General features: G+C 68.9%; 15 protein-coding genes. 8 read left to right on the forward strand and 7 right to left on the reverse strand.

Going from position 1 to position 15,168, the window contains the following annotated elements; all coding sequences use genetic code 11:
• A partial coding sequence (locus tag ETD86_RS44945; protein WP_138672748.1) for a MarR family winged helix-turn-helix transcriptional regulator occupies positions 1 to 351 on the reverse strand: 351 nt, incomplete at its 3' end.
• A 153-nt stretch (positions 352 to 504) separates the two neighbouring features.
• Here ETD86_RS44945 and ETD86_RS44950 point away from each other — a divergent pair.
• On the forward strand, positions 505 to 1,866 hold the full coding sequence (locus ETD86_RS44950; protein ID WP_246149269.1) for an MFS transporter: 1,362 nt from the start codon (positions 505 to 507) through the stop codon (positions 1,864 to 1,866).
• A 41-nt stretch (positions 1,867 to 1,907) separates the two neighbouring features.
• Here ETD86_RS44950 and ETD86_RS44955 read toward each other — a convergent pair whose 3' ends face one another.
• The gene (locus ETD86_RS44955; protein ID WP_138672750.1) at positions 1,908 to 3,764 is read right to left on the reverse strand and encodes a hypothetical protein; all 1,857 of its coding nucleotides are present in this window, start codon (positions 3,762 to 3,764) and stop codon (positions 1,908 to 1,910) included.
• A 125-nt stretch (positions 3,765 to 3,889) separates the two neighbouring features.
• Here ETD86_RS44955 and ETD86_RS44960 point away from each other — a divergent pair, with 125 nt between their 5' ends.
• Genes ETD86_RS44960 through ETD86_RS44975 form a run of 4 tightly spaced genes read left to right on the forward strand, consistent with a single transcriptional unit; the run spans position 3,890 to position 6,594 of the window.
• On the forward strand, positions 3,890 to 4,483 hold the full coding sequence (locus ETD86_RS44960) for an AMIN-like domain-containing (lipo)protein (RefSeq protein WP_138672751.1): 594 nt from the start codon (positions 3,890 to 3,892) through the stop codon (positions 4,481 to 4,483).
• 54 nt (positions 4,484 to 4,537) lie between these two features.
• Positions 4,538 to 4,888 carry a cupin domain-containing protein gene (locus ETD86_RS44965; RefSeq protein WP_138672752.1) on the forward strand — a complete coding sequence of 117 codons (351 nt, stop codon included), beginning with the start codon at positions 4,538 to 4,540 and terminating at the stop codon, positions 4,886 to 4,888.
• Positions 4,889 to 4,912: 24 nt separating this feature from the next.
• A complete protein-coding gene (locus ETD86_RS44970) occupies positions 4,913 to 5,986 on the forward strand; it encodes an adenosine deaminase (RefSeq protein WP_138672753.1) in 1,074 nt (357 codons plus the stop codon).
• Positions 5,983 to 6,594, forward strand: a complete 612-nt coding sequence (locus ETD86_RS44975; RefSeq protein ID WP_170223609.1) for a PH domain-containing protein — start codon at positions 5,983 to 5,985, stop codon at positions 6,592 to 6,594. Before ETD86_RS44970 ends, ETD86_RS44975 begins: the two co-directional genes overlap by 4 nt.
• Positions 6,595 to 6,604: 10 nt before the next feature.
• Here ETD86_RS44975 and ETD86_RS44980 read toward each other — a convergent pair whose 3' ends face one another.
• The 3 genes from ETD86_RS44980 to ETD86_RS44990 are packed head-to-tail and all read right to left on the reverse strand — an operon-like array spanning position 6,605 to position 9,517.
• A complete protein-coding gene (locus tag ETD86_RS44980) occupies positions 6,605 to 7,336 on the reverse strand; it encodes an enoyl-CoA hydratase/isomerase family protein (RefSeq protein WP_138672755.1) in 732 nt (243 codons plus the stop codon).
• Positions 7,337 to 7,392: 56 nt separating this feature from the next.
• Positions 7,393 to 8,865 carry a class I adenylate-forming enzyme family protein gene (locus ETD86_RS44985; protein WP_246149271.1) on the reverse strand — a complete coding sequence of 491 codons (1,473 nt, stop codon included), beginning with the start codon at positions 8,863 to 8,865 and terminating at the stop codon, positions 7,393 to 7,395.
• A complete protein-coding gene (locus ETD86_RS44990; RefSeq protein WP_170223610.1) occupies positions 8,825 to 9,517 on the reverse strand; it encodes a TetR/AcrR family transcriptional regulator in 693 nt (230 codons plus the stop codon). The genes ETD86_RS44985 and ETD86_RS44990 overlap by 41 nt, the downstream gene beginning before the upstream one ends.
• Before the next feature lie 104 nt (positions 9,518 to 9,621).
• Between ETD86_RS44990 and ETD86_RS44995 the strand changes: the two genes are divergently transcribed.
• The 3 genes from ETD86_RS44995 to ETD86_RS45005 are packed head-to-tail and all read left to right on the forward strand — an operon-like array spanning position 9,622 to position 11,867.
• Positions 9,622 to 10,437 (forward strand): MerR family transcriptional regulator, encoded by an 816-nt coding sequence (locus ETD86_RS44995; RefSeq protein WP_138672757.1) that lies wholly within the window; start codon positions 9,622 to 9,624, stop codon positions 10,435 to 10,437.
• Positions 10,437 to 11,357 (forward strand): sigma-70 family RNA polymerase sigma factor, encoded by a 921-nt coding sequence (locus ETD86_RS45000; RefSeq protein WP_281287074.1) that lies wholly within the window; start codon positions 10,437 to 10,439, stop codon positions 11,355 to 11,357. The genes ETD86_RS44995 and ETD86_RS45000 overlap by 1 nt, the downstream gene beginning before the upstream one ends.
• 18 nt (positions 11,358 to 11,375) lie before the next feature.
• Positions 11,376 to 11,867, forward strand: a complete 492-nt coding sequence (locus ETD86_RS45005; RefSeq protein WP_138672759.1) for a GyrI-like domain-containing protein — start codon at positions 11,376 to 11,378, stop codon at positions 11,865 to 11,867.
• A 331-nt stretch (positions 11,868 to 12,198) separates the two neighbouring features.
• On the opposite strand, the gene ETD86_RS45010 is transcribed toward ETD86_RS45005, so the two are convergent.
• Positions 12,199 to 13,602 (reverse strand): ATP-binding protein, encoded by a 1,404-nt coding sequence (locus ETD86_RS45010; protein ID WP_138672760.1) that lies wholly within the window; start codon positions 13,600 to 13,602, stop codon positions 12,199 to 12,201.
• A 283-nt stretch (positions 13,603 to 13,885) separates the two neighbouring features.
• Positions 13,886 to 15,168 (reverse strand): phospho-sugar mutase (locus ETD86_RS45015; RefSeq protein WP_138672761.1); only part of this gene is annotated, 1,283 nt, incomplete at its 5' end.

Consider the following 15,168-nt stretch of genomic DNA (forward strand, 5'->3'; position numbering starts at 1 on the left):
CGACAGGACGGCGCGGTGGGTGGGGAGAGCTTCGGCGTGCCGGGCGCGGCCCTCGTCGGTGATGGCCACGAAGACGCCGCGCCGGTCCGAGTCGCACACGCAGCGCGCCACGAGCGCGGACTTCTCCAGCCGCGCCACCACCCTGGACAGCGCGCTCTGGCTCAGGTGAACCTCGTCGCAGAGCTCCTGCAGCCGCAACTTCTTGTCGTGATGGACGATCCGGTCCAGCACCTCGAACTCACTCGGCCCCAGCCCGTGCCGATCGCCCAGCTCACGCTCGAGCGCGCACATGGCCTTGGCGTGCTTGGCCAGGACGTAATGCCAGGTCTCGACCACGAACTCCTCGTCCATGTCGCGGAGGTTACCATCCCGCTAAAACTCATGCAACAGCATTAAATGCGCTTGCATTAGATGCTGACGCATGTATTGTTCTGACTCATGTCCTCTTCCTCACCTTCCGCATCACTTTCTTCTCGCTGGGCCGCGCTCGCCGTGCTCTGCGCAGTGATCTTCCTTGATGCCCTGGACGTCTCGATGGTGGGTGTCGCCCTTCCGGCCATCCAGCACGAATTGAGCTTGAGCACGTCGTCCTTGCAGTGGGTGGTCAGCGGTTACGTGCTCGGCTACGGCGGTCTTCTTTTGCTCGGGGGCAGGACCGCCGACCTGCTCGGGCGGCGCAGGGTGTTCCTGGTCGCGCTGGGTGTTTTCGCCGTCGCGTCGCTGCTCGGTGGCATCGTGGACGACGGCACGTTGCTGATCGCGGCCAGGTTCGTCAAGGGTGTGGCCGCCGCGTTCACCGCGCCCGCGGCATTGTCGATCATCACGACGACCTTTCCCGAGGGCCCGGAGCGCAACAAGGCATTGAGCATCTTCACCGCCTGCGGTGCCAGCGGCTACTCGCTCGGCCTCGTGCTCTCCGGCCTGCTGACCGAGCTCGACTGGCGGGCGACGCTGCTGATGCCGGTGCCGGTCGCGGTCGTCGCGCTGATCGCCGCGCTGCGGGTGCTGCCGCGTGGCGCCGAGGACCGGGCCGAGGGCGGCCACGACCTGCTCGGCGCCGTACTGATCACCGCCTCGATGTTGCTCCTGGTCTTCACCGTCGTCCAGGCGCCCGAGGCCGGCTGGGCCTCCCTGCGGACCATCGGCTCGCTGGTGGCCGTGGCGGCGCTGCTCGGGTTGTTCGTCTTCGCCGAGCTGCGGATGAAGCACCCGTTGGTGCGGCTCGGCATCCTGCGCTCCGGCCCCATCGTGCGGGCCAACCTCGGGCTGGTCATCCTCATGGGTTCGTACGTGGCCTTCCAGTTCGTGGCCATGCAGTACTTCCAGAACCTGCTGGGCTGGTCGGCCCTGGGCACGGCCCTGGCGTTCCTGCCTGCCGGCCTGCTCGTCGCGGTCACCTCGACCAAGATGGGCGACTACGCCGACAGGTTCGGCACGGGCAAGCTGATCGTCGTCGGCGCGGCCGCGCTGGCCGGCGGCTACGCGATCTTCCTGGGCATCGACAGCACGCCGAGCCTGGCCGGCATGGTGATCCCGGGGATGCTGCTGCTGGGGGTGGCGTTTGCGTTGATGTTCCCCGCGCTGAACATCCAGGCCACCAACGGCGTGCACGACGACGAGCAGGGACTCGCCTCCGGGCTGCTCAACACGTCCGGCCAGGTGGGCGGCGCCATCGTGCTGGCCGTGGTCACGGCCGTGCTGACCTCTGGTGGCGGTGAGACGCTGTCGATCGGCTCGCTGCGCGCGGCCATCGTGGTGTCGCTGGTGCTGGCGCTGGCCGGGCTGGCCATCTCGGCGATCGGGCTGCGCGGCCGACGGGTCGCGGCCGGGGAGCCCGACGCCTCGAAGGTCTACGAGACCGTCTGATCACGTAAGCAAGGGGCCTGCCTTTTCGGCGGGCCCCTTGCTCATTCCTGCAGGGCGCCGATCGGCGAGTCGTAGTCGAGCCACTCGGACACCGCGCTCCCGAGCTCGGTGGAGGTGCCCGAACGTACATTGACCTTCGTCAGGAAGGCGTAGTCATCGTCCCACTGCCGTACCAGGACCTCGTCCGCGCTGATCCAGCGCTCCACCGCGATCACCTCGTAGTCGTCCAGTTCCGCGCGGACACTGGAGACACGGCCCGTGCGGACGTCCATGGTGACGAGGTGCGTGCCCTCGGAGACCAGGGCCAGCGTCTGGCCGTCGGGGGAGAGGGCGCCGCCGTACGCGACGAGGTCGGGGTCGATGCGGTAGCCGCCCGCGTAGACCTGCGCGCCGCGTAGCTCGATCGTGGTGACGGCGGCGTGCCCTGGGACGTTGTCGACGTTCTCGCGCTCGCTGATCACCTGTGCTCCGTCGTCCCGTACGGCGAGGACCTCGACCTCCTTGCCCGTGGTGTAGCGGGTCACGCCGGTGTCGAAGTCGAGCAGCGCGCTGGTAGTGGTGCCCTCGCCGTCGAAGGCGAGGGCGAAGTAGCGGCCGTTGGGCGAGGACGTGATCGTCGCGGCGAGCTGCTCGTCGTCCACGTCTATCCGCCTGAGGGTGCCTGTGGGGAGGTCCTGGACGACGTACGAGCCCTGGTTGTCGCGGTAGGCCAGGCGGCGGCCGTTGGGGCTGATGGCCAGGGGGAGCACGACGCCGGTGTCCTCGTCGTAGCCGGCTCCGGCGCCGGGCAGCCGCCATTCGGCGCCCGACACGGTCGTCAGGCGCCACTGGCCGCAGGGTTGCGGGTTGGCCGGCTCATTGGGGGTGTTCCCGCAGTAGCCCTGGGACGCGTAGTGGATCGGGTCGCTCAGTTGCGCGGGGATCGCGTCGGGGGTCTTCTCCGGGGTCTGGTAGCTGGAGGGGTAGCCGCCGGGCTCGGCGATCACCTGCTCGATGTTGCGGGCGACGGCGGTCACGGCTGCCATGGTCAGGACCGCGAACGCGGCCACCGACCCGGTGACGAGCGTCGTCCAGGTGGCCGCCCGGATCCTGCGCCGCATCCCGATGACGCGAAGGACGGCGTCGGCGAGGTGGATGTGGGGCATTTCTCCGGCGATTCGGATGAGTGCGGATCGCACCGCCGGCTCGTCATCCTCCGCCGCCCCCGCATCCCACGCTCGCGCCGGTACCGCCCACGGCCCGGTGCCGGGCGGGTCGACGGCGCCGTGGCCGTCGACCGCCGCCCCGGGCCTGTCGTGCGGAGCCCCTGGGGTGGCCGGCGACGCGGCTTCGGGCGCGGTCCAGGGCGTGGCTTCATGGGCGGCCGGCGACGCGGCTTCGGGGGCGGCCCAGGGCGCTGGTGCAGGGGTGGCCGGCGACGCGGCTTCGGGGTCTTGCCGTGGCTCGCCGGCGCGCCCAGGCGCCTCGGCCGGCTGCGGCGCGGCGGCCCCTGCGAAGAGGTGGGGGTGAGTGGCTTTCAGGTGGGCCAGGGCCTGGTCGGTTTCCTGGTCGAGGATGGCCGTCCACAGGCCCGTGATCGCGGCGGCCTGCTCTGGGGGAAGGCCGTCGTGGTAGCGGGCGACGACGGCGGCCCGCACGTTCGGGGGGAGTGAGGCCAGAGGGAAGGACCCGGACACCGGCGAGGTCTTGTCGGATAAGAAGCGCCGGTATAACTCGCGCAGCACGGTGTGCGCCGGTTGGCTCCAGCGGGCCGAGGCCCAGCGGCGGCCGACCGTGACCAGCGCGCTCACGGCGAGGTCACGGGCCTGGTCCGCGTCGCCGGTCAGCAGGTACGCGGTCCGGGCGAACGACGGCCCATAATCAGCCAGAAAAACCGGGAAGTCGTTGGATTTGCTCACGTATGTGACTCCTTGTGGGCTGATCAGAGTAGAGGGTCGATCCCATTCCGCGAAAGGGCCGGGAAAGATCGTGTTGGCTGCCGGAAACGCCGCTTGCACGCTCGTACGCTGGGCATCTACCGGGCATGCGACCGTCATCCCCGTCCGCCGGCCGGTCGGCGCGCAGCCGTCTCGCCGCCCCTATCGCCTGCCTGACCCTGCTCACGGCCTGCGGCACGGCCACCCGGACGGCCCTGCCGGAAAACCCGTCTGCGACCGAATCGGCGGCAGCCGTTCCCGCGCCGGGCACTCCGACCAACACGGCGGAAGTCGACGTCGAGCGGCGGGGGGTGGGGACCGCCATAGTGACGGCCGTGCGGTATGCCACCCACGAAACGTACGACCGCCTGGTTATTGATTTCAAAGGCGATATTCCGGGATACAACGTGAAATGGGTGGACGAGTTCGTGCAGGCCGGCTCAGGCAAGCCCATCGACGTACGCGGCGGCGCGTACCTGCAGCTCACACTCTCCCCCGCGAACGCCCACGACGAGGACGGCGAGCTCACCTGGGAGGGCGGCCCGGTCTACCAGGCCGACCTGCGCAACCTCACCGACGTCGTGCGGACCGGCGACTTCGAGGGCCGCGTCGGCGTCGGCCTGGTGCTGGCCAGGCAGGCGGCGTTCCAGCTCAGCGAGGCGTCCTCGCCCAACCGGCTGATCCTCGACGTGGCACACTGACCTGCGGGGACATCCCGCATACCCGGATACAGCGGAAGAGACTAACCTGACCCCGTGGTGAGAAAGATCGAGGGCGCGACCCGCATCCCCGTACCCGGTGGCAAGCTGATCGACGAGCACGTCGGCCGTGTCAACAGCGGCGACGAGGAGATCTCCATCGCCCACATGACCGCACCGCCGGGCTGGGAGGAGCCCGCGCAGACGCCGGCGTTCACCGAATACACCGTGGTCCTGCGCGGCATGGTGATCGTCGAGCACGACGGCGGCCGTATGGAGGTCGCGGCCGGGCAGTCTGTGGTGACGTCGCCGGGCGAGAAGGTCCGCTACAGCGTGGGTCCCGAGGGGGCGGAATACGTGGCCGTGTGCCTGCCCGCCTTCTCGCCGGAGAGTGCGGGTCGCCACTGAGAGCGCTGGTCATATCATGGGCGGATGAGCCCCACGTTTGACGAGATTCGCCGGGCTCCCAAGGTGTTGCTGCACGATCACCTCGACGGCGGGCTGCGCGCCGAGACGATCGTCGAGCTCGCCCGGGAGACGGGTTACGATCGGCTGCCCACCAACGATCCCGACAACCTGCGCGTGTGGTTCGAGGAGGCGTCGGACTCGGGGTCGCTCGAACGTTATCTGGAGACGTTCGACCACACCGTCGGCGTCATGCAGACGCGCGAGTCGCTCGTCCGCGTGGCCGCCGAATGCGCCGAGGACCTGGCCGCGGACGGCGTGGCCTACGCCGAGGTGCGCTTCGCGCCCGAGCAGCACACCACCACGGGGCTGAGCCTGGACGAGGTGGTCGAGGCGGTGCTCGAGGGCTTCAAGCAGGGGTCGCGAGGGCGCGGGGTGCGCGTCGGCACGCTGCTCACCGCCATGCGGCACCAGGCACGCTCGATGGAGATCGCCGAGCTGGCCGTACGTTACCGCGACGTGGGCGTGGTGGGGTTCGACATCGCGGGGGCGGAGGCCGGATACCCGCCCACCAGGCATCTCGACGCGTTCGAATACCTGCAGCGGGAGAACGCGCACTTCACCATCCACGCGGGCGAGGCTTTCGGGCTGCCGTCGATCTGGCAGGCCATCCAGTGGTGCGGCGCCGACCGGCTCGGGCACGGTGTGCGGATCATCGACGACATCACGGTGGCCGGTGACGGCACGGCCAAGCTGGGCCGGCTGGCGGCGTACGTTCGCGACAAGCGCATCCCTCTGGAGATGTGCCCCACGTCCAACCTGCAGACCGGCGCCGCCGCGTCGATCGCCGAGCACCCCATCGGGTTGCTGCGGCGGCTGTACTTCCGGGTCACGGTCAACACCGACAACCGGCTGATGAGCCGGACGAGCCTGTCGATGGAGTTCGCCAAGCTGGTGGAGGCGTTCGGGTACGGCTGGGACGATCTGCAGTGGTTCACGGTCAACGCGATGAAGTCGGCGTTCATCCCGTTCGACGAGCGGCTGGCGCTGATCAACGGCCGGATCAAGCCCGGATTCGCGCAGCTGAAGTGGCAGCCGTGAAGCAGACCTACCGGTCCAGGTCCGCGTTCGTGCTGGCGTGGGTGTGGCTGGCGTTCGTCGCGTTCAACGTCTGGGACCTGATCAGCAAGTACAACGGCAAGCCGTCGCTGGTGGCGCTGGCCGTGCTCGGCGTGCTGACGGCGCTGGTCTACGTCGTCGCGCTGCGGCCCGCGACCGTGTTCACGGAGGACGGGTTGGTGGGGCGCAACCCGCTGCGGACGACGTACGTGCCGTGGGCGGCCATCGACGACGTCAGCGTGTCGCACGCCATCAGCGTGCACCACGGCGAGGACCAGGCGCTGCGGCTGTGGACGCCGATGGCCAGCGCGCGGGAGCGGGCCAAGGCGCAGCGGCGCGGCATGCCCCAGCAGCGGCGGGGGAGGTTCCGCACCGAGCCGACGTTGAGCAAGGGTGAGCAGGCGGCGGCGGAGGCGCTCGCGGGTAAGACGCATGCCGACTGGGTGGGGGAGCAGATCCGCGAACGCGCCGAGTCGGCCCGGCACCGCCATGAGGAGGCGGCGCCGGTCCGGGTCGTCTGGGCCTACGACACGATCGCGGTGATGGTGGCCGCGGTCGTGCTCGTCATCGTGGCGAGCGTGGTTCCCTAGCGCTGGGGTGTCAGCCTCGGGCGTCGACGAAGCGCCGCATACCCGCCTGGGCGATTCCGATTTCCTCCACGTGCTTGGCGGCCTCCGTCTCGATGGAGAAGGCCCGCTCCACCTCGGTCAGCGGCGGGCGCAGCAGTGAGAGGTGCACGTCTGTGGCGGTGCCCGGCCGTGACCAGTGACGCACGCGGGCGATGGCCGTCTCCACCAGCGTTTCCTGCTCGGTGATCTCGTCCAGCAGGCCCGCGGCCAGGGACTGCTCGGCACTCAGGCGGGCCGAGTCGAGCACCAGCCGGATCGCCCGGGCGCCGACCAAGCGGGGCAGCAGGTAGCTGGAAGCGTTCGAGATCGACAGGCCGATGTGGTTCTCGGGGAAGAAGTACTCGCTCGCCGGGGCGCCGATGCGGGAGTCGAAGCACAGCGTCCACTCTGCGGCCCCGCCCACGGCGATGCCGTTGATCGCGGCCACCACCGGGACGCGGGTCTCCAGCACCGCCCTGGTCATGTCGTGGAAGAGCTCCACCTCCTTCAGGAGGGATTTGCCCGCTGCCTCGCGCAGGTCCTCGCCGGCGGAGAACGCCCGGCCTGTGCCGGTGACCACGATGCCCTTGACGCTCTTGCCGTCCCCGTGGCCGCGCACCGCCGCCGCCAGCTCCCTGCGCATCGCCGCCGTGAGGGCGTTGAGCTTCTCCGGGCGGGCCAGCGTGATCAGAGCCACCTCGTCGCGTTCCGTTACCTCGATCATTTTCTCTCCTGTTCGACGTGGTGAGGGAGTGCCGTCGCCTGGCGAGCGAGCCGGCCTCACGGAGTGAGGCCAATGAACACGGCGGGGGCGGAGCGTTGGTCGGGTCTTGCCAGGTGGCGTTTTTCGATGCGGGCCGACGGGGTCAGCGAGAACCCTTCGACGAACTCCACGTACGCCGGGATCTTGAAGCGGGCAAGGCGCTGCCTGGCGTGCTCGATCACGCTCATGGCCGTCTCCGCGCCGGGGGAATGGCCGGGACGGAGCTGGATGAACGCCTTCGGCAACTCGCCCCACAGATCGTCCGGGATGGGCACCAGAGCCGCCTGCAGCACCGCCGGATGCTGGGTGAGCACGCTCTCGACCTCGGCGCACGAGATGTTCTCCCCGCCCCTGCGGACCATGTCCTTGATCCGCCCGGCGTGGTGGATATAGCCGTGTTCGTCGCGGAAGCCGAGGTCGCCGGTGTGGTACCAGCCGTCGCGGAACGCCGTGGCGGTCGCCTCCGGGTGGTTCCAGTAGCCGGTCATCATGGGCACACCCCTGACGAGGATCTCGCCGGTCTCCTCGTCGAGCACGACCTCCTTGCCGGGCGGCGGCATGCCCATCGCGCCGGTGCCCACCGTCTCCTCGGCGTCGATGGGCACCACCAGGTCGGGGCCGCTCTCGGTGGAGCCGTACAACTCGCGCCACGGCGCGCCCCAGCGCTCCTCGAACTCCCGGTGCAGGTCGGGGCGGATGCCCGAGCAGAGCACGAGCCGCATCCGGTTCTCGCGGTCGAGTGGGTCAGGCGGTTGTTTGTGCAGGAGCAGGGGCATCGTGCCGAGCACGTACGTGAGCGTCGCGCCGTGCTCCCTGGCCGCCGGCCAGAAGCCGGAGGCGGAGAAGCGGGGGAGCACCACGAGGGGGATGCCGCCGAGGAGGCAGAGGAGAGTGGCCCACTGGGGGTCCATGTACGAGTACGCCTGGGCGATCAACATGACGTCGTCGTCGCGGAGCCGTGCCTGGTCGGCCGCGATCTGGGCGGTCCTGAGCCAGTAGTCGTGGGTGAGCATGCAGGCCTTGGGGAAGCCGGTCGTGCCCGACGTGTACTGGAAATTCGCTACGTCGTGAGGGTTGTGGGGATTGACGGGAACGGGCCGGGCCGGTGCTGACCCGGACAGGGAGTCGAGGGCGTAGACCGTGCCCGGGATGTGCGGGACGTGCTCGGCGGTGGTCAGCGTCGCGACGGCGCCCGAGTCGCGCAGGACGTGCTCCAGGTCGGCGGACCGGTAGCGGACGTTGACCGGCACAGTGATCGCGCCGGCCTTGAGGATGGCCAGCCAGCTCAGCGGCCAGCCCGGCACGTTGTCCATCATGACCGCCACCCGGTCGCCAGATCGTACGCCCTTGTCGATCAGGGCGCCGGCCAGCCGATCCGACTGGGCGTCGGCGTCTTCGAAGGTCAGCGAGGTGTCGGGGAAGCGGAGGAACTCGCGGCGGCCGTACTGTCTAGCGGCGTGCCTCAACAGGTCGGGGATCGTTTCTGGCATGCGGCGGCTCCCAGGGGAAGTCGGGCAGCAGGGAGAGGTCGAGGGCCGCGACGACCTGGACGGGAGCGCGTACGGCGGCCAGGCCGATCGCCACGAACTCCGCGCACACCTGCTCCAGCGTGGAGTCCCCGTCGGGGCGGTACCACTCGCTGGTGCCCGTGCACATGGACATGAGCGCGAGGCGGGTCAGTTTCTGGTCGGCGATGCGGAAGGCGCCTGTTGAGACGCCGTCGGCGATGGCGTGCTTCCAGTGGTCCTCGTAGGCGTCGCGGAGGGCGATGATCTCGTCGAGGGCGGCGGAGCCGGGGGTCAGGGAGCGGAGCTCGGTATCCATGACCTGGGTCGTCATGGGGGCGGTCGCGTGGCTCGCGGTGAGCGAGCTGATCAGCAGGGCGAGGCGGTCGGTGGGGCTCTGGACGTCGCGCAGCATGCGCTCGGTGGCGTCGATCAGTCCTCGCTGGGCGACCCGCATGAGGTCGGCCAGCAGGGCTTCCTTGCTCGACACGTGGTGATAAATGCCGGCATTGGTCATGTTGACCTCTCGGGCCAGATCGCGAATGCCCGTGGCCGCGTAGCCCTGCCGGGCGAACAGCAACACCGCCGCCATCCTGATCCGCCGGCTCGCATCCGCGTCCCGGTCCTTGAGGTCCATGATCCTCCTACCGAACGTTCGGTAGCACCACTTTAGCCATACTTCTCCGTGAATCGCCATAGGTTGACCCTGACACCGTGTCAGCCCCTACATCTGGAGAGGCCATGTTCAGCATCGGAGACTTCGCCAGGCTGGGGCTCGTGTCGGTACGCATGCTGCGCCACTACGACGCCATCGGCCTGCTGCGCCCCGCCCACGTGGACACGGTCACGGGCTACCGGTCGTACCAGGCCGCGCAGTTGTCCAGGCTCAACCGCATCGTCGCGATCAAGGACCTCGGCTTCACGCTGGAGCAGGTCAGGGCGATCCTCGACGAGAAGGTGAGCACGGAAGAGCTGCACGGCATGGTACGGATGCGCCGTGCCCAGCTCGAGGCCCAGATCAGCGCCGACCTGGCCAGGTTGCGCAGCGTCGAGGCGAGGCTCCACACGATCGAGACGGAGGGACACATGCGTACCGCCGAGGTCCTGTTGAAGAGGGTGCCCCCCGTGCGGGTGGCCGAGCTCAGCGCCCGAGCGGCCAGTTATGAGGGCGAGGACATCGGGCCGGTGATCCAGCCGCTGTTCGTGGAGACCTGCCGGCGGGTGGAGGCGGCCGGCGTGTCCGTCGTGGGCCCTGGGCTGGCCTATTACGTGCAGGAGGAGGACGGCTCGGTCATGGTGCACACCTGCCTGCCGGTCTCCGCGCCGCCTGGCGCCTATGATTTCGACGTGGTCGAGCTGCCTGCCATCGAGCTGGCGGCCACCATCATCCACCAGGGGTCGATGGAGGCGGTGGGGCCGACGTTCCAGACGCTGGCTCACTGGATCGAGGAGAACGGCTACCGCTCGCTCGGCCTGGCCAGAGAGATCTCCCTGCACTGCCCGGAGGACGAGAGCGAATGGGTGACGGAGCTGCAGATCGAGGTGACCGCGACATAGTGGACGCGGCCGATTTCGAGCGGCACCGGGTCGAGCTGACCGGCTACTGCTACCGCATGCTCGGCTCCGGTTTCGAGGCCGAGGACGCGGTGCAGGAGACGTTCGTGCGGGCGTGGCGCACGTACGACCCGGCCAGGGGCCCGCTGCGCCCCTGGTTGTTCCACCTGGCCACGAACATCTGCCTTGACATGCACCGGGGCCCGCAACGCCGCGCCCGCGCCATGGACCTGGCCCCGAACGCGACCCCCGGCGCCGACCTGGGCGCCCCGCTCCCGCCGGACCGGTGGATCCAGCCCATTCCCGACGGGTGCGCCCTCGACCCGGCGGATCTGTCCGTGGCGAAGGAGACGATCAGGCTGGCGTTCGTGGCCGCCCTGCAGCACCTGCCGTCCCGGCAGCGTGCCGTGCTCATCCTCCGCGACGTGCTGAAATGGTCCGCCGCCGAGACGGCCGAGCTGCTGGACACCACGGTCACATCCGTCAACAGCGCCCTGCAGCGTGCCCGGGCCAAGCTCCCGCCGACCGAGGCGGCCTCCGAGGACGTGGACGAAGGGTTGCTGTCCCGCTACGTGACGGCGTTCGAGCGTTACGACGTGGAGACGCTGGTGTCGCTGCTCCACGAGGACGCGACCTCCTCCATGCCGCCGTTCACCTGGTGGTTGCGCGGGCGCGAGCACATCCGCGCCGTCCTGCTCGCCGCCGAAGCCGACGCCCCGTGCGCCGGCTCCCGCCTCCTCCCGACCCGGGCCAACGGCTGCCCGGCTTTCGGCCAATACCTGAACGGCGAGCCCTTCGCCCTGGTCATCCTCGACGTCGCCGACGGTCTGATCACCGGCCAGACCACGTATCTGGATCCTGGCCTGTTCCCGTTCTTCGGCCTGCCGATGAGTTTCGAGCCCGCGCTCCGTACTGGAAGGTGAAGGAGGAAACAGAGAAACATGCCAGAGATCATCGAACTTCCCGAGCGCCCGTACGTCGGGGTGCGCAAAACCATCACCATGACCACGTTCGGTCTCGTCGCAGACCGGATCGGCGAGATCATCGGCTGGTTGATCGAACGCGGCGCGTACCCGGCCGGGGCGCCGTTCCTCAGGTACGACGCCATCAACATGGCCGCCGACCGGCTGGTGGTGGAGGCGGGGGTGCCGGTGGCCACGCCGATCGAGGGTGAGGGCGACATCTTCGCCGCCACCCTCCCCGCCGGCCGCTACGCCACCGTCGCTCACCACGGCCACCCGGACCAGCTCATCGACGTCATCGACGCGTTCAGGAAGTGGGCCGCGGAACAGGGGCTGACCTGGGACATGACGTCCGACGACGACGGGACGGAGCATTGGGGGTGCCGCCTGGAGCTCTACAACACCAATCCCGTCGAAGAGCCCGACATGAACAAGTGGCACACCGACGTGCAGTTCCGCCTCGCCGACTGATCCAAGGGCCGCGCCGGGATCCCGGCGCGGCCCCAGACCTAGGACCTGCGCCGTCCGGCGAAAAACCCGGCGGCTACCGGCAGGTGCTGTCCGACAGACCCTTCATGGGCCTGGTGGCGTCCGGCTGACTCAGCGCCGCGCCCGCCGTACGCATTCGATGGCCCTGGCCGGAGCCGTATGGCACCCGCCAGCTTCTCGGCCCTGATCGGCGCGGCCCCACCCCTGCTGTGGGCCGTGCCAGCCATGCTCGTGGCCGTCGCCTGCGCGGGACTGCCGCGTCCCTCCCGTCGCTTGCCGGCCGCCGCGGTAGGTCTCATGAATGAGACAAGTGCTATTGCCACGCAGCCAGCAGTTCCTCAGGGGTGAGGTGTCTGACGCCCTCCACATCGCATCCGCTACGCGAAACCGCGTAGAGCGGTGTGGAGTCGTTGGCTCCCGGCATCTTCGAACGGTGAACTGTGAGCTCGTTAAGATCGTGACGGTCGAATGGCCGGTTCTCGAGCCACTTCACAGAACCCAGCATGGTGATCTGCTTGGCGATCGGCTCACGATCAGCGCCGACGAGGTGGATTTCGGGATCGTTGGTCCTCGTCCAGAAGCCGCCGATCGCCGCGGTACCTTCGGGCAGTGCATCCAGGCGGCGAAGTGACTCACGGATCAGCGGCTCTATGGCTGCGCCTCTCCAGGCCGTCCACGAACGTCTGATCTGTTGCAGCACAAGATCACCACGGCCGCGCTCGATCTGTGGCATGCCATTTTCGAGAAAGGACAGCCAGAAGCGTAGGTGGGTGTCCGCGACGTGGTAGCGGCGCTCCTTCGAGGGGTGGGTGGACAGCGGCACATCCGAGGTGATCATGCGCTTGTCCATGAGGATCTGCATGGCGCGCTTGATCGACGTCGCTGGCATTCCGCCGGATGCCCGGGAGACGGACGAAAAGGTACGTTGCCCGTTGCCGATGGCTTTCAAGAGCGTCCTGGGATGGGCTTCCGGCGGGAACTCTGCCGCCATAGCCCTCTCGCCACTGACCATCAGGGCAGAGGTGGGATCGGATAGGGCGGCATTCAGGAAGTCCCATACCGTGGCGCCGTCTGGCCACTCATCAAGGATCATGGGGAAACCGCCTGTGACGAGGTAGGCGTCGAACGCATCGGCGGGCGGCAACTGCAGTCTGCTCTGCACGTCGGCGGGAGTGAGTGGATGGACGACCATCTCCGACGCTCGCATGTAGAACGGCCGATCGTACTGGTTGATCGCTTCCATGACAGACAGGTCGGAACCGATCAGTATGAGCAGCATCGGACGGCGGGAGAATTCGCGGTCGAAGAGACGCTGGAGCCTTCCCTCCAGATGGGGATCCTGGGCGATCATCAGGGGAAGTTCGTCAAGGACGACGATGCTTGGAGAGTCTTGAGGGACGGCCAGGGCCAGTAGCTGAAGCGCGCTGTTCCACGATGTGGGGTCAGTGTCTTCAAAGAGGGAAGCATCGGGCAGGTCGGAGGCCATGGCGTCAGCGATGAAGTGTTCCAGTTGGTCGGTGAGCGGCTCATGGGCGGCGGTGAAGAAGAGGCTCGGCACATTGCTCCGGCGAATGAACTCCTCTGCGAGACGTGTCTTGCCGACCCTGCGACGGCCTCGCATGAGGATGGCACGCCCTGGCCGGTCTCCCATGCCCACGCGCGCGAAATAGCGGCCGAGTGCGGCCAACTCGCGATCACGGCCTATGAATCCGTCCACTGGTGCCCCAAGGTCGAGAAGAGGTCCATTTTTGGACCTACCATTTTTGGACCTACCAAGTTTGGACCCATTCCTCGGTCGTGGCAAGCCGACGTCGAGGTAGCCCCCTCAGCGGGGATCGTGTCGCCTCCGCGACACCGAGCGGCCCGGTCTCGGGGAGCCCGAGGGGACGGGAGTCCCCTCGCCGAGGCTCTGGGGGCCTGCCCCCAGAGAGCGCTGCCCGGAATTCCATGGCGCATAGCGCCCCATCTGTGGAGGACCATGCAGTTGGCCCCGGGACTGCCTAGAGAGCCAGAGATGTGGAGAGGTCAGCTTTCAGGGCGTTGAGGTCCTCCGCGGCGCGGGTGCGGGCGTCCGCCACCTCGTCCGTTACCGGCACCACCACTTCCAGATAACACTTCAGCTTGGGCTCCGTGCCTGATGGGCGGACCACCACGCGGGCGTTCCCCGACAGCCTGTAGCGCAGGCCGTCCGTAGGTGGCAGGCCGCCCTCGCCCTTGTTCAGGTCGTCGATCTGCTCCATCGTACGCCCGCCGAGGACCGCGGGAGGGTTCGCGCGCAGGCGGGACATGACGTCCGTGATCAGGGACAGGTCCGCTACTCGGAAGGACAGTTGGGACGTGGCGTGCAGGCCGTAGCGGCGGGCCTGGTCGTCCAGGACGTCCAGCAAGGTACGGCCGGCGCGTTTCGCGTCCGCCGCGATGGCGGCCACCGTCAGGGCGGCGCCGATGCCGTCCTTGTCCCTGACCGGGAGGCCGGCGTCCGAGCCGACGCTGTAGCCGATCGCCTCCTCGTAGCCGAAGACCAGGCCGGGGCCGGCTTTGATGATCCACTTGAAGCCGGTCAGCGTCTCGCCGTAGCGGACGCCGTGCGCTTGGGCGATCTTGCTCAACAGGGTGGAGGAGACGATCGTGGTGGCCACCATGCGGTCGCCGGTGGTGTGGGTGATCACGTGCTCGGCCAGCAGGCAGCCGACCTCGTCGCCGGTCAGCATGCGACAGGTGCCGTCGGGCAGCGGTACGCCCACAGCGCAGCGGTCGGCGTCCGGGTCGTTGGCGAGGACGAGGTCGGCGCCGGTCTTGGCGGCCAGGGCGCTGACCAGATCCATCGCGCCCGGCTCCTCCGGATTGGGGAAGGAGACCGTGGGGAAGTCCGGGTCGGGGGCGCGTTGTTCCTCGACCGCCATGGGGCTTTCGAACCCGGCCGCCAGGAAGGCGCCGGTCAGTGTGGCCGCGCCCACCCCGTGCAGGGGCGTGTAGGCGATCCTGAGGTCGCGGGCGTCGCCCAGGGGCAGCGACGTGACGGCCTCGATGTAGTCGTCGATGATGCCCTCGCCCAGCTCGGTCAGCGTGCCGGGGCCCTGCAGCGGCAGCTCGTCCACGCGGCCGACGGCGTCGATGGCGGCCGAGATGTCCCTGTCGACGGGCGGCACGATCTGGGAGCCGTCATCCCAATAGACCTTGTAGCCGTTGTCGCGGGGCGGGTTGTGGCTGGCGGTGACGGTCACCCCGGCGTCCGCGTCCAGGTGGCGGACCGCGAAGGCCAGGAGCGGGGTGGGCAGGGGGC

Source organism: Nonomuraea turkmeniaca, assembly GCF_005889735.1.
GTDB lineage: Bacteria > Actinomycetota > Actinomycetes > Streptosporangiales > Streptosporangiaceae > Nonomuraea > Nonomuraea turkmeniaca.